Raw genomic sequence first — 23,421 nt, 5'->3', positions numbered from 1 at the left:
TCTTAGCTTGAAAGCGGCGTCGAATTTTCTGTACTTCTTGGTCATGGAATACTCCTCAATAGGTGTAGTTTCACCTATTGAGGTGTCCGGGACTATTAGACCAGCTCAAACTGAACCACCGCAATCGGGGGCAAGCCCCCTCCCACATTTTTTTTGCAGTGTTGCTTAGAACGAAGCGTCTTTCAAACCATCGAGGTAACGCTCGGCATCCAGGGCCGCCATGCAGCCGGCGCCGGCCGAGGTGATGGCCTGGCGGTACACGTGGTCCGCCACGTCACCGGCAGCGAAGATGCCTTCGATGTTGGTGGCCGTTGCGTTGCCTTCACGGCCGCCCTGCACCACCAGGTAACCGTCTTTGGCTTCCAGCACGCCTTCGAACAACGAGGTGTTCGGGGTGTGGCCGATGGCGATGAATACGCCGTCGACTGTCAACTCGTCGAAGCTGCCGTCGTTGTTCTTCAGACGGGCGCCGGTCACGCCCATATTGTCACCCAGGACTTCGTCCAGCGTGGCGTTGAGCTTGAGGATGATCTTGCCTTCAGCAACGCGGGCGTGCAGCTTGTCGATCAGAATCTTCTCGGCGCGGAAGGTTTCGCGGCGATGCACCAGGGTCACGGTGCTGGCGATGTTGGCCAGGTACAGCGCCTCTTCCACGGCGGTGTTGCCGCCACCGACCACAGCCACCGGCTTGTTGCGATAGAAGAAACCGTCGCACGTCGCGCAGGCGGAAACGCCCTTGCCCATGAACGCCTCTTCCGAAGGCAGCCCGAGGTAACGGGCGCTGGCGCCGGTGGCGATGATCAATGCGTCACAGGTATACACGCCGCTGTCGCCGGTCAGGCTGTAAGGCTTCTTGGAGAAGTCGACCTTGTTGATGTGGTCGAACACGATCTCGGTTTCAAAGCGCTCGGCGTGTTCTTTCATACGCTCCATCAGCACCGGGCCGGTCAGGCCATGGACATCGCCCGGCCAGTTGTCGACTTCAGTGGTGGTGGTCAACTGACCGCCCGCCTGCATGCCGGTGATCAGCAGCGGCTTGAGGTTGGCCCGGGCAGCGTAGACGGCAGCGCTGTAACCGGCAGGGCCGGAACCGAGAATAATCACTCGCGAATGACGGGTATCAGACATGACTCACTCCTATCGACCGTCCGCACAACAAGACGGCTGGAATAAAAAAGGGACCACGAAGCACTTGGGGAAGTGCTTGAACTCGCAGGCCCTGAAAATAATGGGTGCAGCGTATCGAGGGGGGCAAGATTAAGGAAATACGGAATAACAATCCAGCTCATAGGTGGTCTCTATGCAGTCGGCTCGGTCAATCGAAGCGTTTGTTACCGTTGATGTCGCCGCTTTCGCCCGGAATACAAAGCCGGTAAGGTCGGCCCGTTCGTCACTATGCTCGGAGTTATCCATGCCCGCCCCCGCTCTTTCCGGCCCGCAATACCTGCGCGAAGGCCTCAAACTGGTGCTGAGCCCCGGCCTGCGCCTGTTTGTGCTGCTGCCGCTGGCGATCAACCTGCTGCTGTTTGTAGGATTGATCTATTTTGCCGGGCACCAGTTCAGCCTATGGGTTGACCACCTGATGCCAACCCTGCCGAGTTGGCTGAGCTTTCTCAATTACCTGTTATGGCCGTTGTTTGTCGCGCTGGTGGTGCTGATGGTGTTCTTTACCTTCACCATGCTCGCCAACATCATCGCGGCGCCGTTCAATGGCTTTCTATCGGAGAAAGTCGAGGTGGTGGTGCGTGGCACCGACGACTTCCCCGCGTTCAGCTGGGCCGAATTGATCGCCATGGTCCCGCGCACCCTGGCCCGGGAAATGCGCAAGCTGGGCTACTTTCTGCCGCGGGCTATCGGCCTGTTCATCCTGTCGTTCATTCCAGTGGTCAACCTGATTGCCGCGCCGTTGTGGCTGCTGTTCGGCGTGTGGATGATGGCGATCCAATACATCGACTACCCGGCCGACAACCACAAGCTGGGCTGGAACGAAATGCTCGCCTGGCTGCGCCAGAAACGCTGGCAGAGCATGAGTTTTGGCGGAGTCGTCTACCTGGTGCTGCTGGTGCCGGTGGTCAACCTGCTGATGATGCCGGCGGCGGTCGCCGGGGCCACGCTGTTCTGGGTGCGCGAGCAAGGTGCCGAAGCGATGGCGGGGCAGCAGTTAGCCCGGTCATAAATCCATCATCGCAGTGACACAATGACGACATGGCCCGCAGCGACACTGTGGGTCATGACGACAGCCTCGCTTCACATCACCCTGATCACCGAAACCTTCCCGCCGGAAATCAACGGGGTGGCCAACACCCTTGGCCGCCTGTGCGATGGTTTGCGCGCGCGCGGCCATCAAATCGAACTGGTGCGCCCCCGCCAGGGTGTCGACCAGAGCCGGCCGAGTGACGATGAGTTGCTGCTGTGCCGTGGCTGGCCGTTGCCGGGGTATCCAGGGCTGCAATGGGGCCAATCGTCGATGCACAAGCTGCTGCGACGCTGGACACGTCAGCGCCCGGATGTGTTGTACATCGCAACCGAGGGGCCGCTGGGCCTGTCCGCCTTACGCGCGGCGCGACGCCTGGGAATCAGCGTGGTCAGCGGCTTCCACACCAACTTTCAACAGTATTCGAACCAGTACGGCTTGAGTCTGTTGAGTCGCCTGGTCACCCATTACCTGCGCTGGTTTCATAACCGGTCGACGTTGACGCTGGTTCCCAGCGCGAGTCAGCGCCTTGAGTTGGAACGCCGGCATTTCGAGCGTCTCGGGATGCTGTCCCGGGGAGTCGATAGCCAACTGTTCCATCCGGCGAAACGCGACGACAGCCTGCGCGAAAGCTGGGGTGTGGAGAGCGACGATATCGTGGTGCTGCACGTAGGACGCCTCGCCCAAGAGAAAAATCTGGGGCTGCTCAAACGCTGTTTCGATGCGCTGCAGAGCACTTACCCCTCGCGACGGTTCAAGTTGGTCATTGTCGGCGATGGCCCGCAGCGCGGCCTGTTGCAGCGCGACTTGCCCGAAGCGGTGTTCTGCGGCGCCCGGCGTGGCGAAGAGCTGGCACGGCATTATGCCTCGGGCGATCTGTTCCTGTTTCCGAGCCTCACCGAAACGTTCGGCAATGTGGTGCTGGAAGCCATGGCGTCCGGGCTGGGCGTGGTGGCGTACGACCAGGCGGCCGCCACCCAGCATATTCGCCATGGCTACAACGGTGCGCTGGCGATGCCGGGGGATGAAAACGCATTTTGCGACGCAGCCGTCTGGCTGCTGGAGGAGCGCGAGACCTTGCGCCGAGCGCGCTTGAATGCCCGACAACATGCCAGCCGCCAGGGCTGGCCGGCAATCGTCGAGCAGTTCGAACGCCAGTTACGCGGTGCGTGCAATGACGGGCAACCGGCGCCCATCTTGTCGCCGCTTACACCAGGCTCGTCAACGCCTCACGACTGAAGGGCAGAATGTCCGCCTCACGCCCCTCGCGCACTTTCACTGCCCAATCCGGGTCCACCAGCAGCGCACGGCCCACGGCGACCAGATCGAACTCTTCGTTATTCAAGCGCTCCAGCAGTTTCTCAAGGCTGGCCGGCTGCGCGACTTTATCGGTGTTGACCATGAACTGCAGGAATTCGTCATCCAGGCCGACACTGCCCACGGTAATCGTCGGCTTGCCCGTCAACTGGCGGGTCCAGCCGGCCAGGTTGAGGTCGGAACCTTCGAACTCCGGTTCCCAGAACCGGCGCGTTGAGCAGTGGAAAATATCCACGCCGGCGTCGGACAACGGCTTGAGGAATTCGCCCAACGCCTCGGGGGTTTGCACCAGGCGCGCCGTGTAGTCCTGCTGCTTCCACTGGGAAAAACGCAAGATGATCGGGAAGTCCGGACCGACCGCCGCGCGGGTAGCCTGGATCAGTTCGATGGCGAAACGTGAGCGGTTGGCCAGGCTGCCACCGTATTCGTCGGTGCGCTGGTTGCTGCCTTCCCAGAAGAACTGGTCGACCAGGTAGCCGTGGGCGCCGTGGATTTCCACACCGTCCATGCCGATGCTCTGGGCATCTTTGGCCGCCTGGGCGAAGGCATTGATCACGTCCTTGATGTCCTGGGTGGTCATGCCGTGGACGACCACGTTGCCTTCCTTGAGTTTCTCCATCGGGCCATAGGCCGGCACGCTGGCATCAGGTTCGGTACCGATACGGCGCACACTGCCCACATGCCACAACTGCGGCACAATCTTGCCGCCTTCGGCGTGGACCGCATCCACCACTTTCTTCCAGCCGGCCAACGCCGCTTCGCCGTAGAAGTGCGGCACATTGGGGTAGCCGTTGGAGGCTTGATGGCCGACCACGGTGCCTTCGGTGATGATCAGGCCCACACCGGCGGCGGCGCGACGGCGGTAGTACTCGATCACTTTGGAATTGGGTACGCCGCCGGGTGAAAACGAACGCGTCATCGGCGCCATGACCACGCGGGTCGACAGTTGCAGTGCACCGAGCTGGAAAGGTTTGAACAAGGCTTGGACGGGCATGGAGCACTCCACATGAGGCGAATTTATGATGTGGATAATATGCACGCCAAAGCTTGCTGGGTAGCACTATTGATCTGAGTGATTAAGGCGATAAAAACAACCGAATACCTGTAGGAGCGAGCTTGCTCGCGAAGAGCCGGAGCACACCGCGTGTATCCAGCGTGCACGCGTCATGGTTGGCGATTTTCGCGAGCAAGCTCGCTCCTACAACGAGGGATTCAGGCCAGGGCTTTTTCGATGGCCTGGACGACCGTTGGATCATCCGGCGGCGTACGCGGCGAGAAGCGCGCCAGTACACGGCCATCCTTGCCGAGCAGGAATTTTTCGAAATTCCAGGTGATATCGCCTGGAAACTCAGCGCCCTCGCCCGCCAGCAGGCGGTACAACTGGTGACGATCAGGGCCGTTCACCTCAAGCTTGCTGCCCAGGGGGAACGTCACCCCGTAATTGAGGCTGCAGAAGGCCTGGATCTCCTGCTCGGTGCCCGGCTCCTGGCCTGCAAACTGATTGCACGGAAGGCCCAGCACGGTGAAACCCTGGTCCTTGTATTGCTGGTAGAGGTTTTCCAGGGCCGCATACTGCGGGGTCAGACCGCATTTGGAGGCGACGTTGACCACCAGCACGACTTGGCCCTTGAAGGGCGCCAGCGGCAGCTCTTGTCCGTCCAACGCTTTGAGTTTCAGGTCGTGGAAAGCACTCATGACGAACTCCAGATATCCCATGTTCTTCGCATTGCAGCCCTTCGAGATTACAGACCACAAGCCTGCAATCATAGATGCCGATTGAAAAACTCGCCCGCCGGTTACTGCGCGGTTGGCCACGGCAAGATCGGAATCGCGGTCACTGCGTTCTGCGGGCTGCCTTCGATCAGGCGGTCGCTGTAGACCAGATACACCAGCGTATTGCGCTTCTTGTCGAGGAAACGCACCACCTGCATGGTCTTGAACACCAGCGAGGTGCGCTCCTTGAACACTTCGTCGCCGTCCTTGAGCTCGCCCTTGAAGTGGATCGGGCCGACCTGGCGGCAGGCAATCGAGGCTTCGGCGCGGTCTTCGGCCAGGCCCAGGCCACCTTTCACGCCGCCGGTCTTGGCGCGCGACAGGTAACACGTCACGCCGTCGACCTTGGGGTCATCGAACGCTTCGACGACGATCCGGTCATTGGGGCCGACAATCTTGAACACCGTCGACACCTGGCCGACTTCTTCGGCCGAGGCCAACAGTGGCATGGCCAACAGCAGGCCGAGCAGTCCTGTCACTAAACGCATCGTGTATTCCTTTGGTTAAACCAGGATCAGGTTATCGCGGTGAACCAGTTCCGGCTCAGCCATGTAACCCAGAAGTCCGACAATCGCGTCGGACGATTGTCCAATAATCTTCTGCGCTTCCAGGGCACTGTAGTTCGCCAGGCCGCGGGCGATCTCACGACCATCCGGCGCCACGCACACCACCATCTCGCCTCGGCGGAAGCTGCCTTGCACCCGTTTGACGCCCACCGGCAGCAAGCTTTTGTTGCCCTGGGACAGCGCCGATACCGCGCCTTCATCCAGCACCAGGGTGCCACGGGTTTGCAGGTGCCCGGCCAGCCACTGCTTGCGCGCCGCCAGCATGCCACGCTCCGGCGACAGCAGCGTCCCGATGCGCTCGCCCGCCTTGAGGCGATCCAGCACGCGCTCCAGGCGCCCACCGACGATGATGGTGTGGGCCCCGGAACGCGCGGCCAGGCGCGCAGCGCGCAGCTTGGTCTGCATGCCGCCACGGCCCAGGGCGCCGCCGACGCTGCCGGCCACGGCGTCGAGCGCCGGGTCATCGGCACGGGCTTCGTAGATAAGCTGGGCGTCGGGGTTGTGGCGCGGGTCAGCGTCGAACATGCCGTCGCGGTCGGTGAGGATCACCAGCAGGTCGGCTTCCACCAGGTTGGCTACCAGCGCGGCGAGGGTGTCGTTGTCGCCGAAACGGATTTCGTCGGTGACCACGGTGTCGTTCTCGTTGATCACCGGGATGACCTTGAGCTCCACCAGCGCGCGCAGGGTACTGCGGGCGTTGAGGTAACGCTTGCGGTCGGACAGGTCGTCATGGGTCAGCAGGATCTGCGCCGTGTGGCGACCGTGCTCGGCAAAGCTGGACTCCCAGGCTTGCACCAGGCCCATCTGGCCGATGGCGGCGGCGGCTTGCAGTTCGTGCATCGCGCTGGGTCGCGCGGTCCAGCCGAGGCGGCTCATTCCGGCGGCAACTGCCCCGGACGATACCAGCACCAACTCGACTCCGGCCTCATGCAAGGCCACCATCTGCTCGACCCAGACGCTCATGGCGGCACGGTCCAACCCCTTGCCATCCGCTGTCAGCAACGCACTGCCGATCTTCACGACCCAGCGCTGCGCACCTGTCACTTTGCTCCGCATCATCTTCAACCTTAGAGTGAGGGCCGCGCGACCCAGCGCCGCCCATAACGTTATACCCGGATACCAAAACGCCGCTCCAAGGGAGCGGCGTTCAAGTTTATCGCAACGAATCAGTCGCGCACGTAAATGATTTCCGGGCCGTCCTCATCATCCACGTCTTCTTCGTCCCAGTCATCGTCGCCGATGTCATGCACCGACTTCACGCCGCTGCGGCGCAGGGCACGCTGGTCGTCCAGCGCTTGCAGCTGGGCACGGGCTTCGTCTTCGATCTGCTGGTCGAGCTCGGCCAGCTCGGCCTTGAATACCGGGTCGGCCGCCAGGCGGTCGGCGCGGTCTTCCAGGTAGCGCATGATGTCGCGGGTCAGGCGCTCGGTGCCTTCTTTGGCGATGGCCGAGATCACGTACACCGGACCTTCCCACTCCAGGCGATCGACGATTTCCTTGACGCGCTCTTCGTGCTCTTCCTCAAGGATCTGGTCGCACTTGTTCAGCACCAGCCAACGGTCACGCTCGGCCAGGGCCGGGCTGAACTTGGTCAGCTCGCTGACGATCACTTCGGCGGCGTCGGCTGCACTGGTGTCATCCAGTGGCGCCATGTCGACGAGGTGCAGCAGCAAACGCGTGCGCGACAAGTGCTTGAGGAAGCGAATCCCAAGGCCTGCGCCGTCGGAAGCGCCTTCGATCAGGCCAGGAATGTCGGCGATCACAAAGCTCTTCCAGCGGTCGACGCTGACCACGCCCAGGTTGGGTACCAGGGTGGTGAACGGGTAGTCGGCGACTTTCGGCTTGGCGGCCGAGACCGAGCGGATGAAGGTACTTTTACCGGCGTTCGGCAGGCCCAGCAGGCCCACGTCGGCGAGCACTTTCATTTCCAGCTTGAGGTCGCGCTGCTCGCCCGGCTTGCCCGGGGTGGTCTGGCGTGGTGCACGGTTGGTACTGGACTTGAATCGGGTGTTACCCAGACCGTGCCAGCCGCCCTGCACCACCATCAGCTTCTGGCCGGCCTTGGTCAGGTCGCCGATCACTTCCTGGGTCGCGGAGTCGATGATCGTGGTACCGACCGGTACGCGCAGTACCAGGTCTTCGCCTTTTTTACCGGTGCAGTCGGTGCTGCCGCCGTTGGAGCCACGCTCGGCATCAAAGTGCCGGGTGTAACGGTAGTCGACCAGGGTGTTGAGGTTTTCGTCGGCCATCATGTAGATGGAACCGCCGTCACCGCCGTCACCGCCGTTGGGGCCACCGTTTTCAATGAACTTTTCGCGACGGAAACTCATGCAACCGTTACCGCCGTCGCCTGCTTTTACTCGGATGGAAACTTCATCAACGAACTTCATAACAAAACGCCTCTCGCCGCGTGGACGAGCTTAAGAAACCAAGACATAAGACTCTTGCAAAAATGAGCGTAGCGACCTCAATCAGCGACCGCAAATCCAGCCCCGGAGCCCATCACAAACAGCTTTGCAAGAGACTCACCCCATAAACGAAAAAGCCCCGTCGCGAGACAGGGCTTTTCCAGCGATCGCGCAATTAAGCGGCGACAACGCTCACGTAACGGCGGTTGAACGCGCCTTTTACTTCAAACTTGATCACGCCTTCGATTTTCGCGAAGAGGGTGTGATCCTTACCCATGCCAACACCGTAACCGGCGTGGAATTGGGTGCCGCGCTGACGCACGATGATGTTGCCCGGAATGATTTTCTGGCCGCCATACATCTTCACGCCAAGGCGTTTGGCTTCTGAGTCGCGACCGTTACGGGTACTACCACCAGCTTTTTTGTGTGCCATGAGTCAATTCTCCTAGTGAGGAATTAGGCTGAAATTAAGCCTGAATACCGGTGATTTTGATCTCGGTGTACCACTGGCGGTGGCCCATACGCTTCATGTGGTGCTTACGACGACGGAACTTGATGATGCGGACTTTATCGTGACGACCTTGGGAGATCACTTCAGCCACAACGGTAGCGCCAGCAACAACTGGAGCGCCGATGTTCACGTCATCGCCATTGGCGACCAACAGAACGCGATCAAACGTCACGGATTCGCCAGTGGCGATTTCCAGTTTTTCGATCTTCAGGTATTCACCTGGGGCGACTTTGTATTGCTTGCCACCAGTAACAATTACTGCGTACGACATGGTATTTCTCCGATAATCCTGCTCACCCAGCGCTTTATAAGAAGAGGTATTGGCTGGCATGGCTGCATGGGATGGACGTCCCGAATGCAATTGCGTAAGGCAGGTGCTGCCCAGGAAGTTCAGGGTGCGCGATTGTACGCAAGGTAAATGGGTGTTGCAAGGGGCCGTCTATCGCGCCTTGACACCCGGGGGTCAGGGTCCTAGCATGCCGCGCAACCCTTCTGGAGCGACTGTCGCTGATGCAACCCCAAGCTTTCTACCGCGCGGTCGCGGACGATTTTAGCGCCGTCGACGGCATCATCAAGCAGCAGCTGACGTCCAAAGTGCCGCTGGTCTCCAAAATTGGCGACTATATTACGTCGGCGGGCGGTAAGCGCCTGCGTCCTTTATTAGTGTTGCTGTGCGGCAAGGCCCTGGGCCGCGAAGGCGATGACCTGCGCCTGCTGGCCGCCACCATCGAATTCCTGCACACCGCCACCCTGCTGCATGACGACGTGGTCGACATGTCCGGCATGCGCCGTGGCCGCGAGACCGCCAATGCCATGTGGGGCAACGCGCCAAGCGTGCTGGTGGGCGATTTCCTGTACTCGCGCTCGTTCGAAATGATGGTTGAACTGGGCTCGATGCCGGTGATGAAAATTCTTTCACAGGCCACGCGCATCATCGCCGAAGGCGAAGTGCTGCAGCTGTCGAAGGTACGCGACGCCAGTACCACCGAAGAAACCTACATGGAAGTGATTCGCGGCAAGACCGCGATGCTCTTCGAAGCCTCCACCCACAGCGCCGCCGCGCTGTGCGGCGCTACCGCCGAACAGGCCGAGGCCCTGCGCACCTTTGGCGATCACCTGGGCGTGGCGTTCCAGCTGGTGGATGACCTGCTCGACTACAAGGGCGACGCCGAAACCCTGGGCAAGAACGTCGGTGACGACCTGGCCGAGGGCAAGCCGACCTTGCCGCTGATCTACACCATGCGCGAAGGCACGCCGGAACAGGCTGCACTGGTGCGCAAGGCGATCCAGAAAGGCGGCATCGAAGACCTGGAGGCCATCCGTGCGGCCGTCGAGGCGTCAGGCTCGCTGGAGTACACCGCGCAGTTGGCGCGTGATTATGTGGCCCGTGCGATCAAGTGCCTGGACGCCCTGCCCGCCAGCGAATACCGGGATGCCCTGGTTGAGCTGAGTGAGTTTGCGGTCGCCCGCACTCACTAAAGCACCAGCGCCGCAGGACCCTGTGGGAGGGGGCTTGCCCCCGATAGCAGTAGCTCAGCCAATGTATAAGGTGGCTGACAGACCGCAATCGGGGGCAAGCCCCCTCCCACATTTGAATTTCATACAGCCTGCAAGGCCACAAAACCCTATATAATGTGCGACTTTTAGCCATCCTGACTCTCAAGGAGCTTTAGTGAGCACGTTGCCACCCTGCCCGAAATGCAATTCCGAATACACCTACGAAGACGGCACGCAGTTGGTCTGCCCGGAATGCGCCCATGAATGGTCCGCCACTGGCGAGACCGAAGCAGCGGGCGATGAAACCGTGAAGAAGGACTCTGTGGGCAATGTCCTGCAGGACGGCGACACGATCACCGTGATCAAGGACCTCAAGGTCAAGGGCACCTCCCTGGTGGTCAAGGTCGGCACCAAGGTCAAGAATATCCGCCTGTGCGACGGCGACCACGATATCGACTGCAAGATTGACGGCATCGGTCCGATGAAGCTCAAGTCCGAGTTCGTGCGCAAAGTCTGAATCTGCTGCATCCATCCCGCACCCGCTGCGGGATGGCGCTTTGCCCTCCCGTTGACCTGTCTCAAATACCCACACAAAAAATCGTAAACCGCCAATAGACACTTGCTATTCTACGAATAAGAATTATTCTCATTGAAACCCATCAAGGAGAACGACCATGACTTATTTGATAGATGCCTGGCTGGACCGTCCACATCCGTACCTGCGAATCCTGCATCGGGAAACCGGCGAAGTCTGTGCGGTGCTGGAAGAAGAAGCGCTGAATGAGCTGCAGGACCAGGGCGACCTGGACGTGAATGGCCTGAGTTCAAGTGAACCCGGTGTGTTGAAAGAGGTGGTGCGTAACTTGTTTCTGTTCTGCTATGCCCGAGCGTTGCGCCCGGCAACGGACCTCAATGGCAAGTTTCACCCATGAGCCACCGCGCAAAACCCGGTTGGGGTGAACAGGTTCGCCCCAACCGGTAATCAGCAGGTCTTACAGAACGTCGAGCAGCTCGACGTCGAACACCAGAACGCTGTGCGGCGGAATGCTGCCAACGCCTTGAGCGCCGTAAGCCAATTCGCTCGGCACATAGAGACGCCATTTGCTGCCGGCATTCATCAGTTGCAGGGCTTCGGTCCAGCCGGCGATCACGCCGCCAACCGGGAATTCTGCAGGCTGACCGCGCTCGTAGGAGCTGTCGAACACAGTGCCGTCGATCAGCGTGCCGTGGTAGTGAGTGCGCACTTGATCTTCACGGGTTGGCTTGGCGCCATCACCGGCCGTCAGGACTTCAAATTGCAGGCCGGAAGCCAATGTGGTGATGCCGTCACGCTTGGCGTTTTCAGCCAGGAATGCCAGGCCCGCACCTGCGGCAGCTTCAGCCTTGGCAGCGGCTTCGGCTTGCATGATTTCGCGGATCACCTTGAAGCTGGCCGCCATTTGCTCCTGATCAACACGGCTTGGCTTGCCTGCGAACGCATCGGTCAGGCCGGCCAGGATCGCGTCCAGGCTTACGCCCGGCGGCGGGTTGTCGCGCAGTTGGTCGCCCAACTGACGGCCGATACCGTAGCTGACGCGGGTTTCGTCGGTGGACAGATTAACTTCGGACATGAAAAGGCTCCGCTGTAGGACAACGCTGTTTACTGCGCCATCCAAAACTAAAAGGGCCCGCAGACTAGCACACAAGTCCGACGCGTGATGAGCCCCGCACACCCGCTTCCATTACCGCACCTGCAACGTTTTTTCACTGCGCCGATAAAAGTATTTCAGATTCACGGCCTGCCGCCGATATAGCGCTACACACTTTGGCTGGCTCCAACAAAACAACATCGTCCAGCGAACAGACATCACTCTTGCGGAGCATTAGATGAACAGCTGGTTCGGTAACATCAGCGTCAACCTCAAACTGGGCCTGGGCTTCGGCCTGGTGCTTGTCCTCACCTCGATCCTGGCACTCACCGGCTGGACCAGCCTGGGCGGCCTGATCGATCGCAGCAACTGGATGAGCGACATCACTCAGCTCAACGCCTCACTGACCAAACTGCGTATTGTGCGCCTGCAATATATGCTGGCCAACGGCGATGAAGAAGTGGCGCAGAACGTGCAAACCAGCCTTGACGCCTTTGCCGCCAAGCAACAAAAGCTGCTGGACAGCTTCAAGAGCCCTGAAAACGTCAAGCTGCTCAATCAACAGAAAGCCGTCATTACGGCGTATCAGCAGTCGTTGAACAAAATGCGCGAGGCCTATCGCAACGGCAACGCTGCACGCCAGGTCATGGGCGACAAGGCCGACATCGCCAACGCACAAATCAATGCACTGGACACTAGCGTGCAGCAGATGCCCGACAGCCCGGAACGTTTCGCACAGTTCCAGGCCGTGTCCAATGCCAAGGAAGAGTTCCTGCTGGCGCGCTACGAAGTGCGTGGTTACACCAACAACGTCAACGCAGAAAACGAAGCCCGTGCCGCCGCACAAATCGAAAAAACCATCGCCGGCCTGAAAAGCCTCAATGCCGTCTTCGGCAGCAGCCAACAGGCCGCGCTGAGCGCGCTGGAAACCGCACTGGGTGCCTATCGCAGCGCGGTACAAAGCTATAAAGCCGCCAACGCCAACATCGTGGCCGCCCGCGCTGAAATGACCACTCAGGGCGCCGATATCGTCACCATCAGCGACAAGCTCTACGACATCCAGCTGGAACGCCGCGACGCCGAAAGCGCCCAGGCCCGCAGCCTGCAATTAATCAGCACGTTGCTGGCCCTGCTGGTGGGCATCATCGCGGCCTGGGTCATCACCCGCCAGATCACCCGCCCGCTGCAAGACACCCTGGCTGTCGTCGAGCGCATTGCCTCCGGCGACCTGAGCCACAACATCCAGGTCACCCGCCGTGATGAACTGGGTGTGTTGCAACAAGGCATCCAGCGCATGGGCACCACCTTGCGTGAACTGATCAGCGGCATTCGTGACGGCGTGACCCAGATCGCCAGCGCGGCCGAGGAACTCTCAGCCGTGACCGAGCAAACCAGCGCCGGCGTCAACAGCCAGAAGATCGAGACCGACCAGGTCGCCACGGCGATGCATGAAATGACCGCCACCGTGCAGGAAGTGGCACGCAACGCCGAACAGGCCTCCCTGGCCGCTGCCGATGCTGATGGTCAGGCCCGCGCGGGCGACAAGGTGGTGGCCGAGGCCATCGCCCAGATCGAACGCCTGGCGGCCGAAGTGGCACGCTCTACCGACGCCATGACCCACCTGCAACAAGAGAGCAACAAGATCGGCAGTGTGATGGATGTGATCAAGGCCGTGGCCGAACAGACCAATCTGCTGGCCCTCAACGCGGCGATTGAAGCAGCCCGTGCCGGTGAAGCCGGTCGTGGGTTCGCCGTGGTGGCCGACGAAGTGCGTGGCCTGGCCCAGCGTACGCAGAAATCCACCGAGGAAATCGAAGGCCTGGTTGCCGGCTTGCAGAACGGTACCCAGCAAGTGGCCAACGCGATGAATAACAGCCGCAGCCTGACCGACAGCAGCGTGGACCTCACGCGCAAAGCCGGTGCATCCCTGGAAAACATCACCCGTACAGTGTCGAACATCCAGTCGATGAACCAGCAGATTGCAGCGGCCGCCGAACAGCAGAGCGCCGTGGCCGAAGAGATCAGCCGCAGCATCGTGAATGTGCGCGATGTATCCGAGCAGACCGCTACGGCCAGTGACGAGACGGCCAAGTCGAGCGTGGAATTGGCGCGGCTGGGTAGTCAGTTGCAGCAGATGGTCAGTCATTTCCGGGTGTAAAAAACAAAAAGCCGCCTCGATCTAAACCGAGGCGGCTCCACTTCATTAGACCTTAAAGGTCATCGAAGCTGTCCCGTAGGAATTTCCAAACATGATAAACATGCACAGCATTCACTACGAGGTTCCACGCACGTCGTGCAAACTTAGACAAGAAGGTGGATCAGGACATCGTTCAATCTTGCGTGATGATAAGACCAGGGTTAATATCCGCCTGCAGGTCAATGCATCTTTGATGATAGCAATCCAGCCACTAACTGGATTGCAAAAAAAAACCGCCCTACTAAGGCGGTTTTTTATTGCCTGCGATTTACCTCAGCCCTCCCCTTCCTCGACAAACACCACCCGATTCCCAAACGGGTCCTTGATGCTCATCTCCCGCGAGCCCCAGGGGGTCTGCTCCACATCTGGCTTGGCGTAACGGTAGTTCCTGGCCTGCAATTGCTGCTGATAAGCGTCTATTCCTTGCGCCTGTATCCGCACCGCAGCGCCCGGGCACGCATCGCCATGATGCTCGGACAAATGCAGCACGCACTCACCCAGCGACACCTGCAGGTACAACGGAAAATTGGCCTCAAAGCGATTCTGCCAGTCCACTTTGAACCCCAGGAAGTCGATGTAGAATTCCAACGCCTTGGCCTCGTCGAAAATCCGCAGGATGGGGATGACTTTTCCTAAGTGCATGCGACTCTCCAAGTCCAGGTAAACACTTTTCGCTACAGGCGAACATCCACCCTAGCTCAACAGACCGCCAAAATGAAACACACTCAGTGACGGGAAAGCCTGGTGATCCTCGCGCTGGACAACTGATCATTGTCCACATGCACTTCATCGAACTGATAAGCGTCGTTGGCAAACTCGCGCAAGCGGCCTTCGTTGCGCAGGCGTTCAATAGTGCCTGACGCCACACACTGGCGCGCTTCGACGAACTGGGGATTGGCATCGATATTTTCATTGAAGGACACGACGGGAATGCCGCGACTGTCGATTTCGTAAAGGTTGTATTGGCCGGCGAATTCGGTTTCACCAAAGTACTTCGCCGCCTCCTTTGAGCGGGAGGCGACCACGACGTTGCCATCCATCATCTTTTCCGGACCGGAAAAGAAATTCGAATCGCGAAACCCCGTATCTTCCGGATCGCCCCGACGCTCTACGCGGTCGGCCTTTTCGACGCGATACAACTTCGGCACGTCAGTGCGCTCAATCATGCCACGACTGTTGAAATACCCACCGGCAGGCAGGCTGACGCTGGCTTTGAACGGATTGGTCTTGAGCACGCTGTCATCGTCATACGCCTCATAATCCCCGGACGATGTGGCGTTCGAGTCGACGGAAGAAGGCGAGCGCTCATCGTCCGACAGCTCGGTTTCCGACTCGTCGATTCTCGGTTTCTTGGGCGTGACCGGAGCGTCTGCCACTATTTCATAGGTGGGCGGTACCAGGGGACGCTTGGAACCCGGCAGCAGGTAGATGTCCATGGATGAATCCCATAAGGGGTTCACTTGGCCCTCCTGCACGGCGGGTAATCGAGGTGGCTGATTGGGGCTCATCAGCACACCGATTTGCCCGTTCACCCGCCGATAGTTGAAAAACGGTTTATCACCGCTCGCGCCGACGGTTTCACCTTGCGTCGTTTGTGCGCCTGCCTGGCCAGTGGAGTCGCCCTCAGTGGGGGCGGCCTTGCCCAGTGCATGGAAAAACGCCATGGTCGCCACATCCGTTACGGCGGCATGCAAACCGCTTTTGCGCTCGGCCTGGGTGTCGCCTTCAACGGCCTGGTCGATTTCCATGCCCACTTGAACCCCGTATGAGGTAGCGCCCAGGGCGAGGCCAATCGGACCGAGCAATGCCATGGGAATGGAAAACACCGCGTTGCCCGCTTGCAGCATGCCTAACGCATCGTCCTTGTAGACTTCGGCGTTGGACTTCATTTCAGTGTCTGCGTCGTCGTTGATACGCTGACGTGTCTGATTGGCCATGAAGGTGAACACATCGCCGCCAATCGGGACGTTGCGGGTGTTGATGTGACTGTCATTGGCCGCCATCGCGCCCGTGCCGATCTTATTAAAGGTACTGTCTACGCCGTTGACACTCAGGGCACCGAATACACCCTGCTGGCGATCACGCAACGCAAAATGCTCTTCCAGCGCCGCTGCCTTGACAGGGTCCCTGCTCTGCTCCACCACCCATTGATCCACTGCGGCGCGGTCCTTGAATGTTTTGAAGGCAGGCTTGCCCCCCGGAAAACACAAGGTTTCAGCGCCATCCTTGGTCACAAAACGCAGGATGTCGTTGGATCGATAGCCATTGATGTCGAAGCATAACGCCTTGACGTCCCCCCCTGGCGCGGCCTCTGCCTGCAACTGCGCTTTCGTGACCGGCCCTTCGAGCGGCACATTGGGCGCGGCGGCCTTCATGACACCGGCGTAGGCCTGCGGGCTGAGCCCCTGACTGGGGTCCTGCTGGTTGAGGGCGCGCGCGGCACGGGCCTCCATCACAAACTGTTGCTTGGCCAACGCCCGCCATTCACTGCCATGCTGCGTCCAGAATTCATCCAGCCTGGCGGTCACTTTTTTCTGCAGATCGCCCTCTCGGACCAGCTTCAATAACTCACTGGGCTTGATTCGCAGTTGATTGTCCGCATCGTACTTGCCCTTGCCCGGGCCATCCAGGTAGAGGCCATAGACTGAATCCAGGTCCCGCCACGTCTCCCTGGCATTGGGCACATCGTCATGAATTTTCGAATAGAGATAACCCGGCCCCGTTCGATCCAGCACCAGACGGCCGAGCCGGCTGAAAAAATCCGGCACACTCTCGCTGTCGAACAGCGAAAACGGGCTGGTGTTCGAAGACATGAAGTGCGCCACGGCCTGGGCCTTGCCGGCCATCCCGTAGCGTTCGGCCGAGAAAAAATGACTGACGACGGCCTCGGTGAGTGTCATCGACGACTCGGGCTTTGCACGATGCTCCCAGCCTGTGACGGCACTGCCGTTGCGGGTGCTGGCGGCGGGTGAGAAGCGATGCAGGTAAACCTTGTCCGGATCGACCCATTGATTGGTCTCGTTCCAGACTTTTTCCTGGATCCAGCCTTTGAGGGTATCGCGGGGAAAGGGGAACGCCGATACCGCATCGGCGCCTGAATTTAGCGTGGCGCCAGGTGCGGCACCGGTGGTCGAAGCAGGGACAGAGACAGGAAGGTTACCGACATGACTGGAGCTTATGGATTGAGTATTCATACGGATTCTCCGGAAGCGACCTGCTCATCTTAGAGAGCGGCTGCGCACACTCAATCCGCTTTTTGTAAGCGCTCATTGGGCATATTCCGACACGTTATCCACCGCCGAAAAACGTTAATTCATGTGCCCGACGCCAGCCCGAAGCCCTGACGCAAATCCCCGCTGCGCACCAAAAAACGCCCCGATCGCTGCCCCGTCGCCTGCCCCTGGCGATAGCTCAACACCCCGTTGACCCAGACGCCCTCGATCCCCTCGGCTGCACGCTGCGGCGCCTTGAAGTCCGCCCTGTCGCGCACCCGCAGCGGATCGAACAACACCAGGTCGGCCCAGTGCCCTTCACGGATTTCGCCACGCTCAGCCAGGCCGAAGCGCGCCGCTGACAGCCCGGTCATTTTGTGCACCGCGGTGTGCAACGGGAACAATCCGACATCACGACTGAAATGTCCCAGCACCCGTGGGAACGCGCCCCACAATCGGGGGTGGGGAAACGGGTCTTCGGGCAACCCGTCGGAGCCGATCATCGACAGCGGATGCGCAAGAATACGTCGCACATCCGCTTCATCCATTCCGTAATACACCGCACCGGCGGGTTGCAGGCGGCGGGCGGCGTCCATCAGCGCAATGCCCCACTCGGCGGCAATGTCCTGCAGGTCACGCCCGCCCATTTCAGGATGGGGTGTGGACCAGGTGATGGTGATGCGGAACGCGTCAGTGACCTGCTTGAGGTCCAGGGTCGACGAGCTGGCCGCATAGGGATAACAATCACAGCCCACCGGCTGGGTTTTCGCCGCCGCCTCAAGCGACGCCAACAGCTGCGGGCTGCGCCCCCAGTTCCCCGCACCGGCGCACTTGAGGTGAGAAATAATCACGGGCGCCCGGGCATGTCGGCCGATTGAAAACGCTTCGTCCATCGCCTCCAATACCGGCTCGAACTCGCTGCGCAAATGCGTGGTGTACACCGCGCCATAAGCGCTCAGCTCTTCGCTCAGTTGCAGCACCTCCTCGGTCTCTGCATTGAATGCGCTGGCGTAGGCAAGGCCTGTGGATAAACCCAGGGCACCGGCGTCAAGGCTCTCCTGTAATTGCATGCGCATGGCCGCGATTTCATGCGCTGCAGCCGTGCGGTGCAGGTCGTCCATATGATTGCTGCGCAGTGCCGTGTGGCCGATCAGTGCGGCGACATTGACTGCGGGGTGGGCGCGTTCGACCGCCGCGCGATAATCGATAAAGCGCGGGTAGGCAAACGCCTCGGCATCGCCCAACAGGTTCATCGGATCGGGTGGATTGCCACGCAGGCTCACCGGTGAAGCGCTGATGCCACAGTTGCCGACAATCACCGTGGTCACGCCCTGGCTGAGCTTGGGCAGCATCTGCGGGTGGCGGATCACCACGGTGTCGTCGTGGGTGTGCACATCGACAAAGCCCGGCGCCAGTACGTAGCCGGTGGCGTCAACTTCATGCTCGGCCGTCGCCGCCGACAGGTCGCCGATCGTCTCGATACGCCCGTTGCGCACCCCCACGTCGGCGAGGTACCCAGGCGTGTTGCTGCCATCAATGATCAGCGCCTGGCGAATCAGCGTGTCGTACGTCATTTCAGTCTCCAAGCGGCAGGCTGTCAGGGCCGCCGCGATAATCGTCCAGGGCGAGTTTGATCCGGCGCAGGCGTTCCTGGTTGGCGTCGGGCATGGCCAGCGCCAGCTCGGTGGCCAGCAGGTCGATGGCCAGCAGCATGCCGTAGCGCGCAGCCGTAGGCTTGTAGATAAAATGGGTTTCCGCCGGTTGCAGCGGCAGCACCACGTCCGCCAGCCCGGCCAGCGGCGAATCGGCCAGGGTGATGGCGACAACGCGCGCGTCGTAGTTGCGCGCCAGTGTCACCACATCCAACAGTTCGGGGGTCAGTCCGCTCAGCGAGCAGACGATCAGCGCCTGTTCCGGCCCCAGGGTCGCGGCCGTCACCCGCATCATCACCGGGTCGTGGCAGGCCGCAATCGGATAGCCCAGGCGCACCAGCCGCACCTGCAATTCATCGCTGCACAGGCTCGACGGGCCGCCCATGCCGAACGCGTGGATCATCCGTGCCTTGCCCAGCAGGCTCACCGCATCGACAAAGCTGTGCTGATTGAAGCCAGCCAGGTGCTGGCGCAACGTCGCTTCGATATCTCCGAGAATCTGCCGATGAAATGCCGATTGTTCCGGCAGCCCCGCCGGGTCGAGGAAGCGGCTGCCAACCCCGCTGGCCTGGGCCAACTGCAGGCGCAGGTCACGCAAATCGCGGCAACCGACACTGCGCGCAAAGCGCGACAAGGTGGCGGTACTGACCTCGGCCCGTTGCGACAGCGCTTCCAGGCTGGCCGACGCGGCAAAGCCCACATCGTCGAGCATCAGCCTGGCGATACGCCCTTCGCCGGCGCTGAAAGAGTCCTGACGGGCGCGGATCTGGTAGAGGATGTCCATGGGGCTCCCGTTTACAAAAGGCAGGACAGACCGTAGGTCAGACCGAAGGCCACCACCGAAATCAGGGTTTCCAGCACGGTCCAGGTCTTGAAGGTCTGGATCACCGTCATATTGAAGTATTCCTTGATCAGCCAGAAGCCGCCGTCGTTGACGTGGGAAAAGATCACCGAACCTGCACCAGTCGCCAAGACGAGCAATTCAGGGTGTGGATACCCCATGCCCAAAGCGACCGGCGCCACCACACCGGACGCCGTGGTCATGGCCACCGTGGCCGAGCCCGTGGCGATACGCATCAGCGCGGCGAACAACCAGCCCATCACCAGTGGCGACAGCTGGAACGCATGGGCCAGGCCGAGGATTTCGTTAGTGACGCCGGCATCCACCAGGATGCGGTTCAAGCCACCGCCCGCCCCCACCAGCAGGGTGATGCTTGCCGTGGGCGCCAGGCATTCATTGGTGAACTTGAGGATCGACTCACGGTTGAAGCCCTGGGCCAGGCCCAGCGTCCAGAAACTCACCAGGGTCGCCACCAGCAGTGCGATCACCGAGTTGCCGATAAATAACAGGAACTGGTTAAAGCCGGTGCCAGGCGTGGAAATCACATTGGCCCAACCGCCGATCATCATCAGCACCACCGGCAACAGGATGGTGCCCATGGTCAGCGCGAAGCTCGGCAAACGGGCACGCGGTTCGCGCTCGATAAACTGGCGCTCCAGCGGGTTTTCCGCCGGCAGGTGAATGTGCGGCACGATGAATTTGGCGTAGACCGGGCCGGCGATGATCGCCGTCGGAATACCGATCAGGATCGCATACAACACGGTCTGCCCGACGGAGGCGTTATACGCCAGCACCGCCATCATCGCCGCCGGGTGCGGCGGCACCAGCGCATGCACCACCGACAGGCCGGCGACCATCGGCAGGCCGACCATCAGGATCGACACGCCCACGCGCCGCGCCACGGTGAAGGCGATCGGCACCAGCAACACAAAGCCCACCTCGAAAAAAAGCGGCAACCCCACCAGGAACGCGATGCAGACCATGGCCCAGTGGGCATTACGCTCGCCGAAACGGTTGATCAACGTACGGGCCACCTGCTCCGCGCCACCGGACTCGGCCATCATCTTGCCAAGCATGGTGCCCAGCGCCACGACCAGGGCGATATGCCCCAGGGTCTTGCCGACGCCCGCCTCGTAAGAGCCCATGATGGTGTCCGCCGGCATCCCGGCCATCAGCGCCAGGGCAATGGACACCAGGGTGATGACGATAAACGGATTGAGCCGGTAACGTGCGATCAGCACGATCAAAGCAATGATGGCGATGGCGGCGTATGCCAATAGCCCGAAGCCCGGTGATGCGGCCATGCGGTACTCCTCGGAAAGGGTCACGTCGAATACGTTGTGAAACTCATAAATCATTACCGAAGAGAGTTTTCAAACTTTATGAAAGTAATTACCGCGCAGGGATAAGCGCTGTCGCGGTGGGATATGCCCGACGCCGCCGCATGAAAATTCAGGGGGTGTTCTTACATGACCTTCAGATAAGGGCCGGAAACTCAGCGTGCGCCGCCGAGTCATACACTGCACATCCATCGATGCCAGGAAAAACACTGATGATTCGCACAACACTCGCCGCCGGCGCCCTGCTTCTTGCCATCTGCGGCACTGCCGCCGCCGCCGATAACCCGGCGCTGAACAAATGCATGGACGGCGCGGACACCACCGCCGATATGGTCGGCTGCAATGTCAAGGAGGCCAAGGTGCAGGATGCGCGGCTGAACAAGGCTTACAAGACTGCGCTGGCCGCCCAGGAAGGCAACCGCAAGCAGCAACTGCAGGATCTGCAGCGCCTGTGGATCAAATACCGTGACGCCAATTGCGCCTTTGCAGGCAGCGCCACCGGCGGCACCATCGATCAGGTCAACGGCTCCGGCTGCGTGCTGGACATGACCCAGACCCGGGCGCAGGAACTCGAAAACCTGGTCGGGCCATAGGCTGCTGCAGGTCAGTCGTGCTGAACCCTGGCACGCTTGAGCAGCTTCTTGCAGCGCTCCGAGAGGTGCAGCACGCGCAAATGCTTGCCCGCTTTGCTGTAGCGCTCGCGCAGAGTCATCAGCGCGGCAATCGCTGAATAGTCGACGAAGCTCAGGTGACGGCAGTCGAGCGTCACCTGGGCCGGGTCGTTGGCCGGGTCGAATTGATTCAGGAACGGCGTGGTCGAGGCAAAGAACAAGGTGCCGTGCAGGCGATACAGTTTGCTGCCGTCGGCTTCCAGGTGTTCATCGGCATACAGCTCACGCGCCTGTTGCCAGGCGAAATTCAGTGCAGCGATGACGATACCGCACAGCACAGCGGTCGCCAGGTCGGTGAACACGGTGATGACCGTCACTGCGATGATTACCAGCACGTCATTGAGCGGCACCTTGTTGATCACCCGCAACGACGCCCAGGCGAACGTCTGCTGGGACACCACGAACATCACCCCCACCAGGGCCGCCAGCGGAATCCGCTCGATCAGCGGCGACAGAAACAGAATGAACAGCAGGATCATCACCCCGGCAAACACGCCGGAGAAACGCCCACGCCCGCCGGAACTGAGGTTGATCACGGTTTGCCCGATCATCGCGCAACCACCCATGCCGCCGAACAGGCCCGAGACCATATTCGCAGCGCCCAGGGCCACGCTTTCGCGGTCAGGGTAGCCACGCGTCTCGGTGATTTCGTCGGTGAGGTTGAGGGTCAGCAGTGTTTCCAGCAGGCCGACCATTGCCATCAGGAACGCATAAGGCGCGATGATCCCAAGGGTCTCCAGGGTCCAAGGGATCTGCGGCAGCGCGAAGGTCGGCAGGCCGCCTGCGATGTGCGCCATATCGCCGAGGGTGCGGGTAGGCAAGCCGAGCAGGTACACGGCCAGGCCCACGCCGAGGATCGCCACCAGGGCCGGCGGCACGGCGCGGGTCAGCCGTGGCAGCAGGTAGACGATGGCCATGGTGACCGCGACCAGCGCGACCATCACGTACAGCGGTGTACCGCTGAGCCAGGCTTCACCCCTTTTGAAGTGCTCCAACTGCGCCAGCGCAATGATAATCGCCAGGCCGTTGACGAACCCCAGCATCACCGAGTGGGGCACCATGCGCACCAGCTTGCCCAGGCGCAACAGGCCGAACGCGAGCATGATCAAGCCGCCCAGCAGCACGGTCGCCAGCAGATATTCCACGCCGTGTTGCACCACCAGTGCCACGATCACCACCGCCATGGAACCGGCCGCACCGGACACCATGCCGGGCCGGCCGCCGAACAACGCGGTGAGGGTGCAAATGATAAAAGCGCCGTAGAGCCCCATCAGCGGGTTGAGATGGGCCACCAGGGCGAAGGCGATGCACTCGGGCAGCAATGCAAATGACGTGGTGAGGCCGGCCAGGGCGTCGGCGCGCAGACGGATGAGCTTCATGGAGTACCAGGGAGTTGCGGGGGATAAGGCGGGGAATGGTACGGAATTGAGCGGGGCGGGGCTAGCCTCGAAGACCGAGGCGACCCCAATCGGGGCATAGGTATCTACACAACTCTGTAGCGCCCAACCGTAACCACGATGCGAAGCGAGTCGCTCTTGATCTGCTTTTGATCTTGATCTCAGGCGCCCCGTTAAACCACGCTGGCCGAACGCAGGCTTGAATCCGTGGGCAACC

22 protein-coding genes and 1 pseudogene are annotated in these 23,421 nt (G+C 60.7%); 8 read left to right on the top strand and 15 right to left on the bottom strand.

The features are described 5' to 3' along the window. Positions 1 to 165 precede the first annotated feature (165 nt). Entirely contained in the window at positions 166 to 1,128 is a 963-nt protein-coding gene (gene trxB, locus J1G34_RS25375) for a thioredoxin-disulfide reductase (RefSeq protein ID WP_065885058.1), read from the bottom strand. Positions 1,129 to 1,411: 283 nt separating this feature from the next. Here trxB and cysZ point away from each other — a divergent pair, with 283 nt between their 5' ends. Both cysZ and J1G34_RS25365 read left to right on the top strand, forming a co-directional pair. Beyond that, positions 1,412 to 2,176 (top strand): sulfate transporter CysZ, encoded by a 765-nt coding sequence (cysZ, locus tag J1G34_RS25370; protein ID WP_122462384.1) that lies wholly within the window; start codon positions 1,412 to 1,414, stop codon positions 2,174 to 2,176. Between the two features lie 54 nt (positions 2,177 to 2,230). Further along, positions 2,231 to 3,433 (top strand): glycosyltransferase family 4 protein, encoded by a 1,203-nt coding sequence (locus tag J1G34_RS25365; RefSeq protein ID WP_065898460.1) that lies wholly within the window; start codon positions 2,231 to 2,233, stop codon positions 3,431 to 3,433. Here J1G34_RS25365 and J1G34_RS25360 read toward each other — a convergent pair. From J1G34_RS25360 to rplU, 7 genes are all read right to left on the bottom strand, one after another. Further along, positions 3,402 to 4,505: an NADH:flavin oxidoreductase gene (locus tag J1G34_RS25360; protein WP_222994803.1), complete on the bottom strand. Its 1,104-nt coding sequence runs from the start codon at positions 4,503 to 4,505 to the stop codon at positions 3,402 to 3,404. The two genes, J1G34_RS25365 and J1G34_RS25360, sit on opposite strands and share 32 nt — an antisense overlap. A 218-nt stretch (positions 4,506 to 4,723) precedes the next feature. Beyond that, complete coding sequence (locus J1G34_RS25355; RefSeq protein ID WP_065892862.1) at positions 4,724 to 5,206, bottom strand: glutathione peroxidase; 483 nt, start codon at positions 5,204 to 5,206, stop codon at positions 4,724 to 4,726. Between the two features lie 101 nt (positions 5,207 to 5,307). Then, the gene (locus tag J1G34_RS25350) at positions 5,308 to 5,772 is read right to left on the bottom strand and encodes a CreA family protein (protein ID WP_065885053.1); all 465 of its coding nucleotides are present in this window, start codon (positions 5,770 to 5,772) and stop codon (positions 5,308 to 5,310) included. A gap of 15 nt (positions 5,773 to 5,787) precedes the next feature. Then, entirely contained in the window at positions 5,788 to 6,906 is a 1,119-nt protein-coding gene (gene proB / locus J1G34_RS25345; protein WP_104504708.1) for a glutamate 5-kinase, read from the bottom strand. 110 nt (positions 6,907 to 7,016) lie between these two features. Further along, positions 7,017 to 8,240 (bottom strand): Obg family GTPase CgtA, encoded by a 1,224-nt coding sequence (gene cgtA, locus J1G34_RS25340; RefSeq protein ID WP_065883536.1) that lies wholly within the window; start codon positions 8,238 to 8,240, stop codon positions 7,017 to 7,019. A gap of 193 nt (positions 8,241 to 8,433) precedes the next feature. Next, positions 8,434 to 8,691 carry a 50S ribosomal protein L27 gene (rpmA, locus tag J1G34_RS25335; RefSeq protein ID WP_003176049.1) on the bottom strand — a complete coding sequence of 86 codons (258 nt, stop codon included), beginning with the start codon at positions 8,689 to 8,691 and terminating at the stop codon, positions 8,434 to 8,436. Between the two features lie 34 nt (positions 8,692 to 8,725). Next, positions 8,726 to 9,040 carry a 50S ribosomal protein L21 gene (gene rplU / locus J1G34_RS25330; protein ID WP_003176051.1) on the bottom strand — a complete coding sequence of 105 codons (315 nt, stop codon included), beginning with the start codon at positions 9,038 to 9,040 and terminating at the stop codon, positions 8,726 to 8,728. Positions 9,041 to 9,279: 239 nt separating this feature from the next. Between rplU and J1G34_RS25325 the strand changes: the two genes are divergently transcribed. The 3 genes from J1G34_RS25325 (at position 9,280) to J1G34_RS25315 (ending at position 11,198) form a co-directional block, all read left to right on the top strand. Next, on the top strand, positions 9,280 to 10,248 hold the full coding sequence (locus J1G34_RS25325; RefSeq protein ID WP_065883534.1) for a polyprenyl synthetase family protein: 969 nt from the start codon (positions 9,280 to 9,282) through the stop codon (positions 10,246 to 10,248). Between the two features lie 193 nt (positions 10,249 to 10,441). Continuing rightward, on the top strand, positions 10,442 to 10,783 hold the full coding sequence (locus J1G34_RS25320; RefSeq protein ID WP_065883533.1) for a zinc ribbon domain-containing protein YjdM: 342 nt from the start codon (positions 10,442 to 10,444) through the stop codon (positions 10,781 to 10,783). Positions 10,784 to 10,940: 157 nt separating this feature from the next. Beyond that, positions 10,941 to 11,198 (top strand): PA4570 family protein, encoded by a 258-nt coding sequence (locus tag J1G34_RS25315; protein ID WP_005791321.1) that lies wholly within the window; start codon positions 10,941 to 10,943, stop codon positions 11,196 to 11,198. A 60-nt stretch (positions 11,199 to 11,258) separates the two neighbouring features. On the opposite strand, the gene J1G34_RS25310 is transcribed toward J1G34_RS25315, so the two are convergent. Further along, on the bottom strand, positions 11,259 to 11,876 hold the full coding sequence (locus J1G34_RS25310; RefSeq protein ID WP_003176055.1) for an FKBP-type peptidyl-prolyl cis-trans isomerase: 618 nt from the start codon (positions 11,874 to 11,876) through the stop codon (positions 11,259 to 11,261). Between the two features lie 256 nt (positions 11,877 to 12,132). On the opposite strand from J1G34_RS25310, the pseudogene J1G34_RS27765 reads away from it, so the two are divergent. Then, positions 12,133 to 13,149 (top strand): annotated as a pseudogene (locus J1G34_RS27765) (methyl-accepting chemotaxis protein); the annotation flags it as partial. Positions 13,150 to 13,188: 39 nt separating this feature from the next. Continuing rightward, positions 13,189 to 14,052 carry a methyl-accepting chemotaxis protein gene (locus J1G34_RS27760; protein ID WP_370671195.1) on the top strand — a complete coding sequence of 288 codons (864 nt, stop codon included), beginning with the start codon at positions 13,189 to 13,191 and terminating at the stop codon, positions 14,050 to 14,052. A gap of 312 nt (positions 14,053 to 14,364) precedes the next feature. On the opposite strand, the gene J1G34_RS25300 is transcribed toward J1G34_RS27760, so the two are convergent. The 5 genes from J1G34_RS25300 to J1G34_RS25280 all read right to left on the bottom strand — a co-directional run bounded on the left by J1G34_RS25300 (position 14,365) and on the right by J1G34_RS25280 (position 21,154). Then, positions 14,365 to 14,733, bottom strand: coding sequence for a glyoxalase superfamily protein (locus J1G34_RS25300; protein ID WP_222994802.1), 369 nt, complete (start codon positions 14,731 to 14,733; stop codon positions 14,365 to 14,367). Between the two features lie 83 nt (positions 14,734 to 14,816). Next, positions 14,817 to 17,285 carry a dermonecrotic toxin domain-containing protein gene (locus tag J1G34_RS25295; protein ID WP_222994801.1) on the bottom strand — a complete coding sequence of 823 codons (2,469 nt, stop codon included), beginning with the start codon at positions 17,283 to 17,285 and terminating at the stop codon, positions 14,817 to 14,819. A gap of 119 nt (positions 17,286 to 17,404) precedes the next feature. After that, complete coding sequence (locus J1G34_RS25290; RefSeq protein WP_222994800.1) at positions 17,405 to 18,877, bottom strand: N-acyl-D-amino-acid deacylase family protein; 1,473 nt, start codon at positions 18,875 to 18,877, stop codon at positions 17,405 to 17,407. A 1-nt stretch (position 18,878) separates the two neighbouring features. Next, entirely contained in the window at positions 18,879 to 19,739 is an 861-nt protein-coding gene (locus tag J1G34_RS25285; RefSeq protein ID WP_065893659.1) for a MurR/RpiR family transcriptional regulator, read from the bottom strand. A gap of 11 nt (positions 19,740 to 19,750) precedes the next feature. Further along, positions 19,751 to 21,154: a GntT/GntP/DsdX family permease gene (locus J1G34_RS25280; RefSeq protein WP_065893660.1), complete on the bottom strand. Its 1,404-nt coding sequence runs from the start codon at positions 21,152 to 21,154 to the stop codon at positions 19,751 to 19,753. A gap of 194 nt (positions 21,155 to 21,348) precedes the next feature. Between J1G34_RS25280 and J1G34_RS25275 the strand changes: the two genes are divergently transcribed. Next, on the top strand, positions 21,349 to 21,729 hold the full coding sequence (locus J1G34_RS25275; protein ID WP_065893661.1) for a lysozyme inhibitor LprI family protein: 381 nt from the start codon (positions 21,349 to 21,351) through the stop codon (positions 21,727 to 21,729). An 11-nt stretch (positions 21,730 to 21,740) separates the two neighbouring features. Here J1G34_RS25275 and J1G34_RS25270 read toward each other — a convergent pair whose 3' ends face one another. Beyond that, positions 21,741 to 23,186 (bottom strand): SulP family inorganic anion transporter, encoded by a 1,446-nt coding sequence (locus tag J1G34_RS25270; protein WP_222994799.1) that lies wholly within the window; start codon positions 23,184 to 23,186, stop codon positions 21,741 to 21,743. Between the last annotated feature and the right edge of the window lie 235 nt (positions 23,187 to 23,421).

Source organism: Pseudomonas sp. Wu6 (genome assembly GCF_019891515.1).
In the GTDB taxonomy this organism is placed as follows: domain Bacteria; phylum Pseudomonadota; class Gammaproteobacteria; order Pseudomonadales; family Pseudomonadaceae; genus Aquipseudomonas; species Aquipseudomonas orientalis_A.
This window is presented reverse-complemented; position numbering and strand designations above follow the sequence as displayed.

What these genes read in the sequence shown, in the direction of transcription:
- J1G34_RS25290 (WP_222994800.1), bottom strand. Translation starts at nt 18,877, where the DNA reads ATGACGTACGACACGCTGATTCGCCAGGCGCTGATCATTGATGGCAGC.
- cgtA (WP_065883536.1), bottom strand. Translation starts at nt 8,240, where the DNA reads ATGAAGTTCGTTGATGAAGTTTCCATCCGAGTAAAAGCAGGCGACGGC.
- J1G34_RS25280 (WP_065893660.1), bottom strand. Translation starts at nt 21,154, where the DNA reads ATGATTTATGAGTTTCACAACGTATTCGACGTGACCCTTTCCGAGGAG.
- J1G34_RS25310 (WP_003176055.1), bottom strand. Translation starts at nt 11,876, where the DNA reads ATGTCCGAAGTTAATCTGTCCACCGACGAAACCCGCGTCAGCTACGGT.
- rpmA (WP_003176049.1), bottom strand. Translation starts at nt 8,691, where the DNA reads ATGGCACACAAAAAAGCTGGTGGTAGTACCCGTAACGGTCGCGACTCA.
- J1G34_RS25315 (WP_005791321.1), top strand. Translation starts at nt 10,941, where the DNA reads ATGACTTATTTGATAGATGCCTGGCTGGACCGTCCACATCCGTACCTG.
- J1G34_RS27760 (WP_370671195.1), top strand. Translation starts at nt 13,189, where the DNA reads ATGGGCACCACCTTGCGTGAACTGATCAGCGGCATTCGTGACGGCGTG.
- J1G34_RS25355 (WP_065892862.1), bottom strand. Translation starts at nt 5,206, where the DNA reads ATGAGTGCTTTCCACGACCTGAAACTCAAAGCGTTGGACGGACAAGAG.
- J1G34_RS25275 (WP_065893661.1), top strand. Translation starts at nt 21,349, where the DNA reads ATGATTCGCACAACACTCGCCGCCGGCGCCCTGCTTCTTGCCATCTGC.
- J1G34_RS25295 (WP_222994801.1), bottom strand. Translation starts at nt 17,285, where the DNA reads ATGAATACTCAATCCATAAGCTCCAGTCATGTCGGTAACCTTCCTGTC.
- J1G34_RS25365 (WP_065898460.1), top strand. Translation starts at nt 2,231, where the DNA reads ATGACGACAGCCTCGCTTCACATCACCCTGATCACCGAAACCTTCCCG.
- rplU (WP_003176051.1), bottom strand. Translation starts at nt 9,040, where the DNA reads ATGTCGTACGCAGTAATTGTTACTGGTGGCAAGCAATACAAAGTCGCC.
- J1G34_RS25325 (WP_065883534.1), top strand. Translation starts at nt 9,280, where the DNA reads ATGCAACCCCAAGCTTTCTACCGCGCGGTCGCGGACGATTTTAGCGCC.
- J1G34_RS25350 (WP_065885053.1), bottom strand. Translation starts at nt 5,772, where the DNA reads ATGCGTTTAGTGACAGGACTGCTCGGCCTGCTGTTGGCCATGCCACTG.
- J1G34_RS25270 (WP_222994799.1), bottom strand. Translation starts at nt 23,186, where the DNA reads ATGAAGCTCATCCGTCTGCGCGCCGACGCCCTGGCCGGCCTCACCACG.
- trxB (WP_065885058.1), bottom strand. Translation starts at nt 1,128, where the DNA reads ATGTCTGATACCCGTCATTCGCGAGTGATTATTCTCGGTTCCGGCCCT.
- cysZ (WP_122462384.1), top strand. Translation starts at nt 1,412, where the DNA reads ATGCCCGCCCCCGCTCTTTCCGGCCCGCAATACCTGCGCGAAGGCCTC.
- J1G34_RS25285 (WP_065893659.1), bottom strand. Translation starts at nt 19,739, where the DNA reads ATGGACATCCTCTACCAGATCCGCGCCCGTCAGGACTCTTTCAGCGCC.
- proB (WP_104504708.1), bottom strand. Translation starts at nt 6,906, where the DNA reads ATGCGGAGCAAAGTGACAGGTGCGCAGCGCTGGGTCGTGAAGATCGGC.
- J1G34_RS25360 (WP_222994803.1), bottom strand. Translation starts at nt 4,505, where the DNA reads ATGCCCGTCCAAGCCTTGTTCAAACCTTTCCAGCTCGGTGCACTGCAA.
- J1G34_RS25300 (WP_222994802.1), bottom strand. Translation starts at nt 14,733, where the DNA reads ATGCACTTAGGAAAAGTCATCCCCATCCTGCGGATTTTCGACGAGGCC.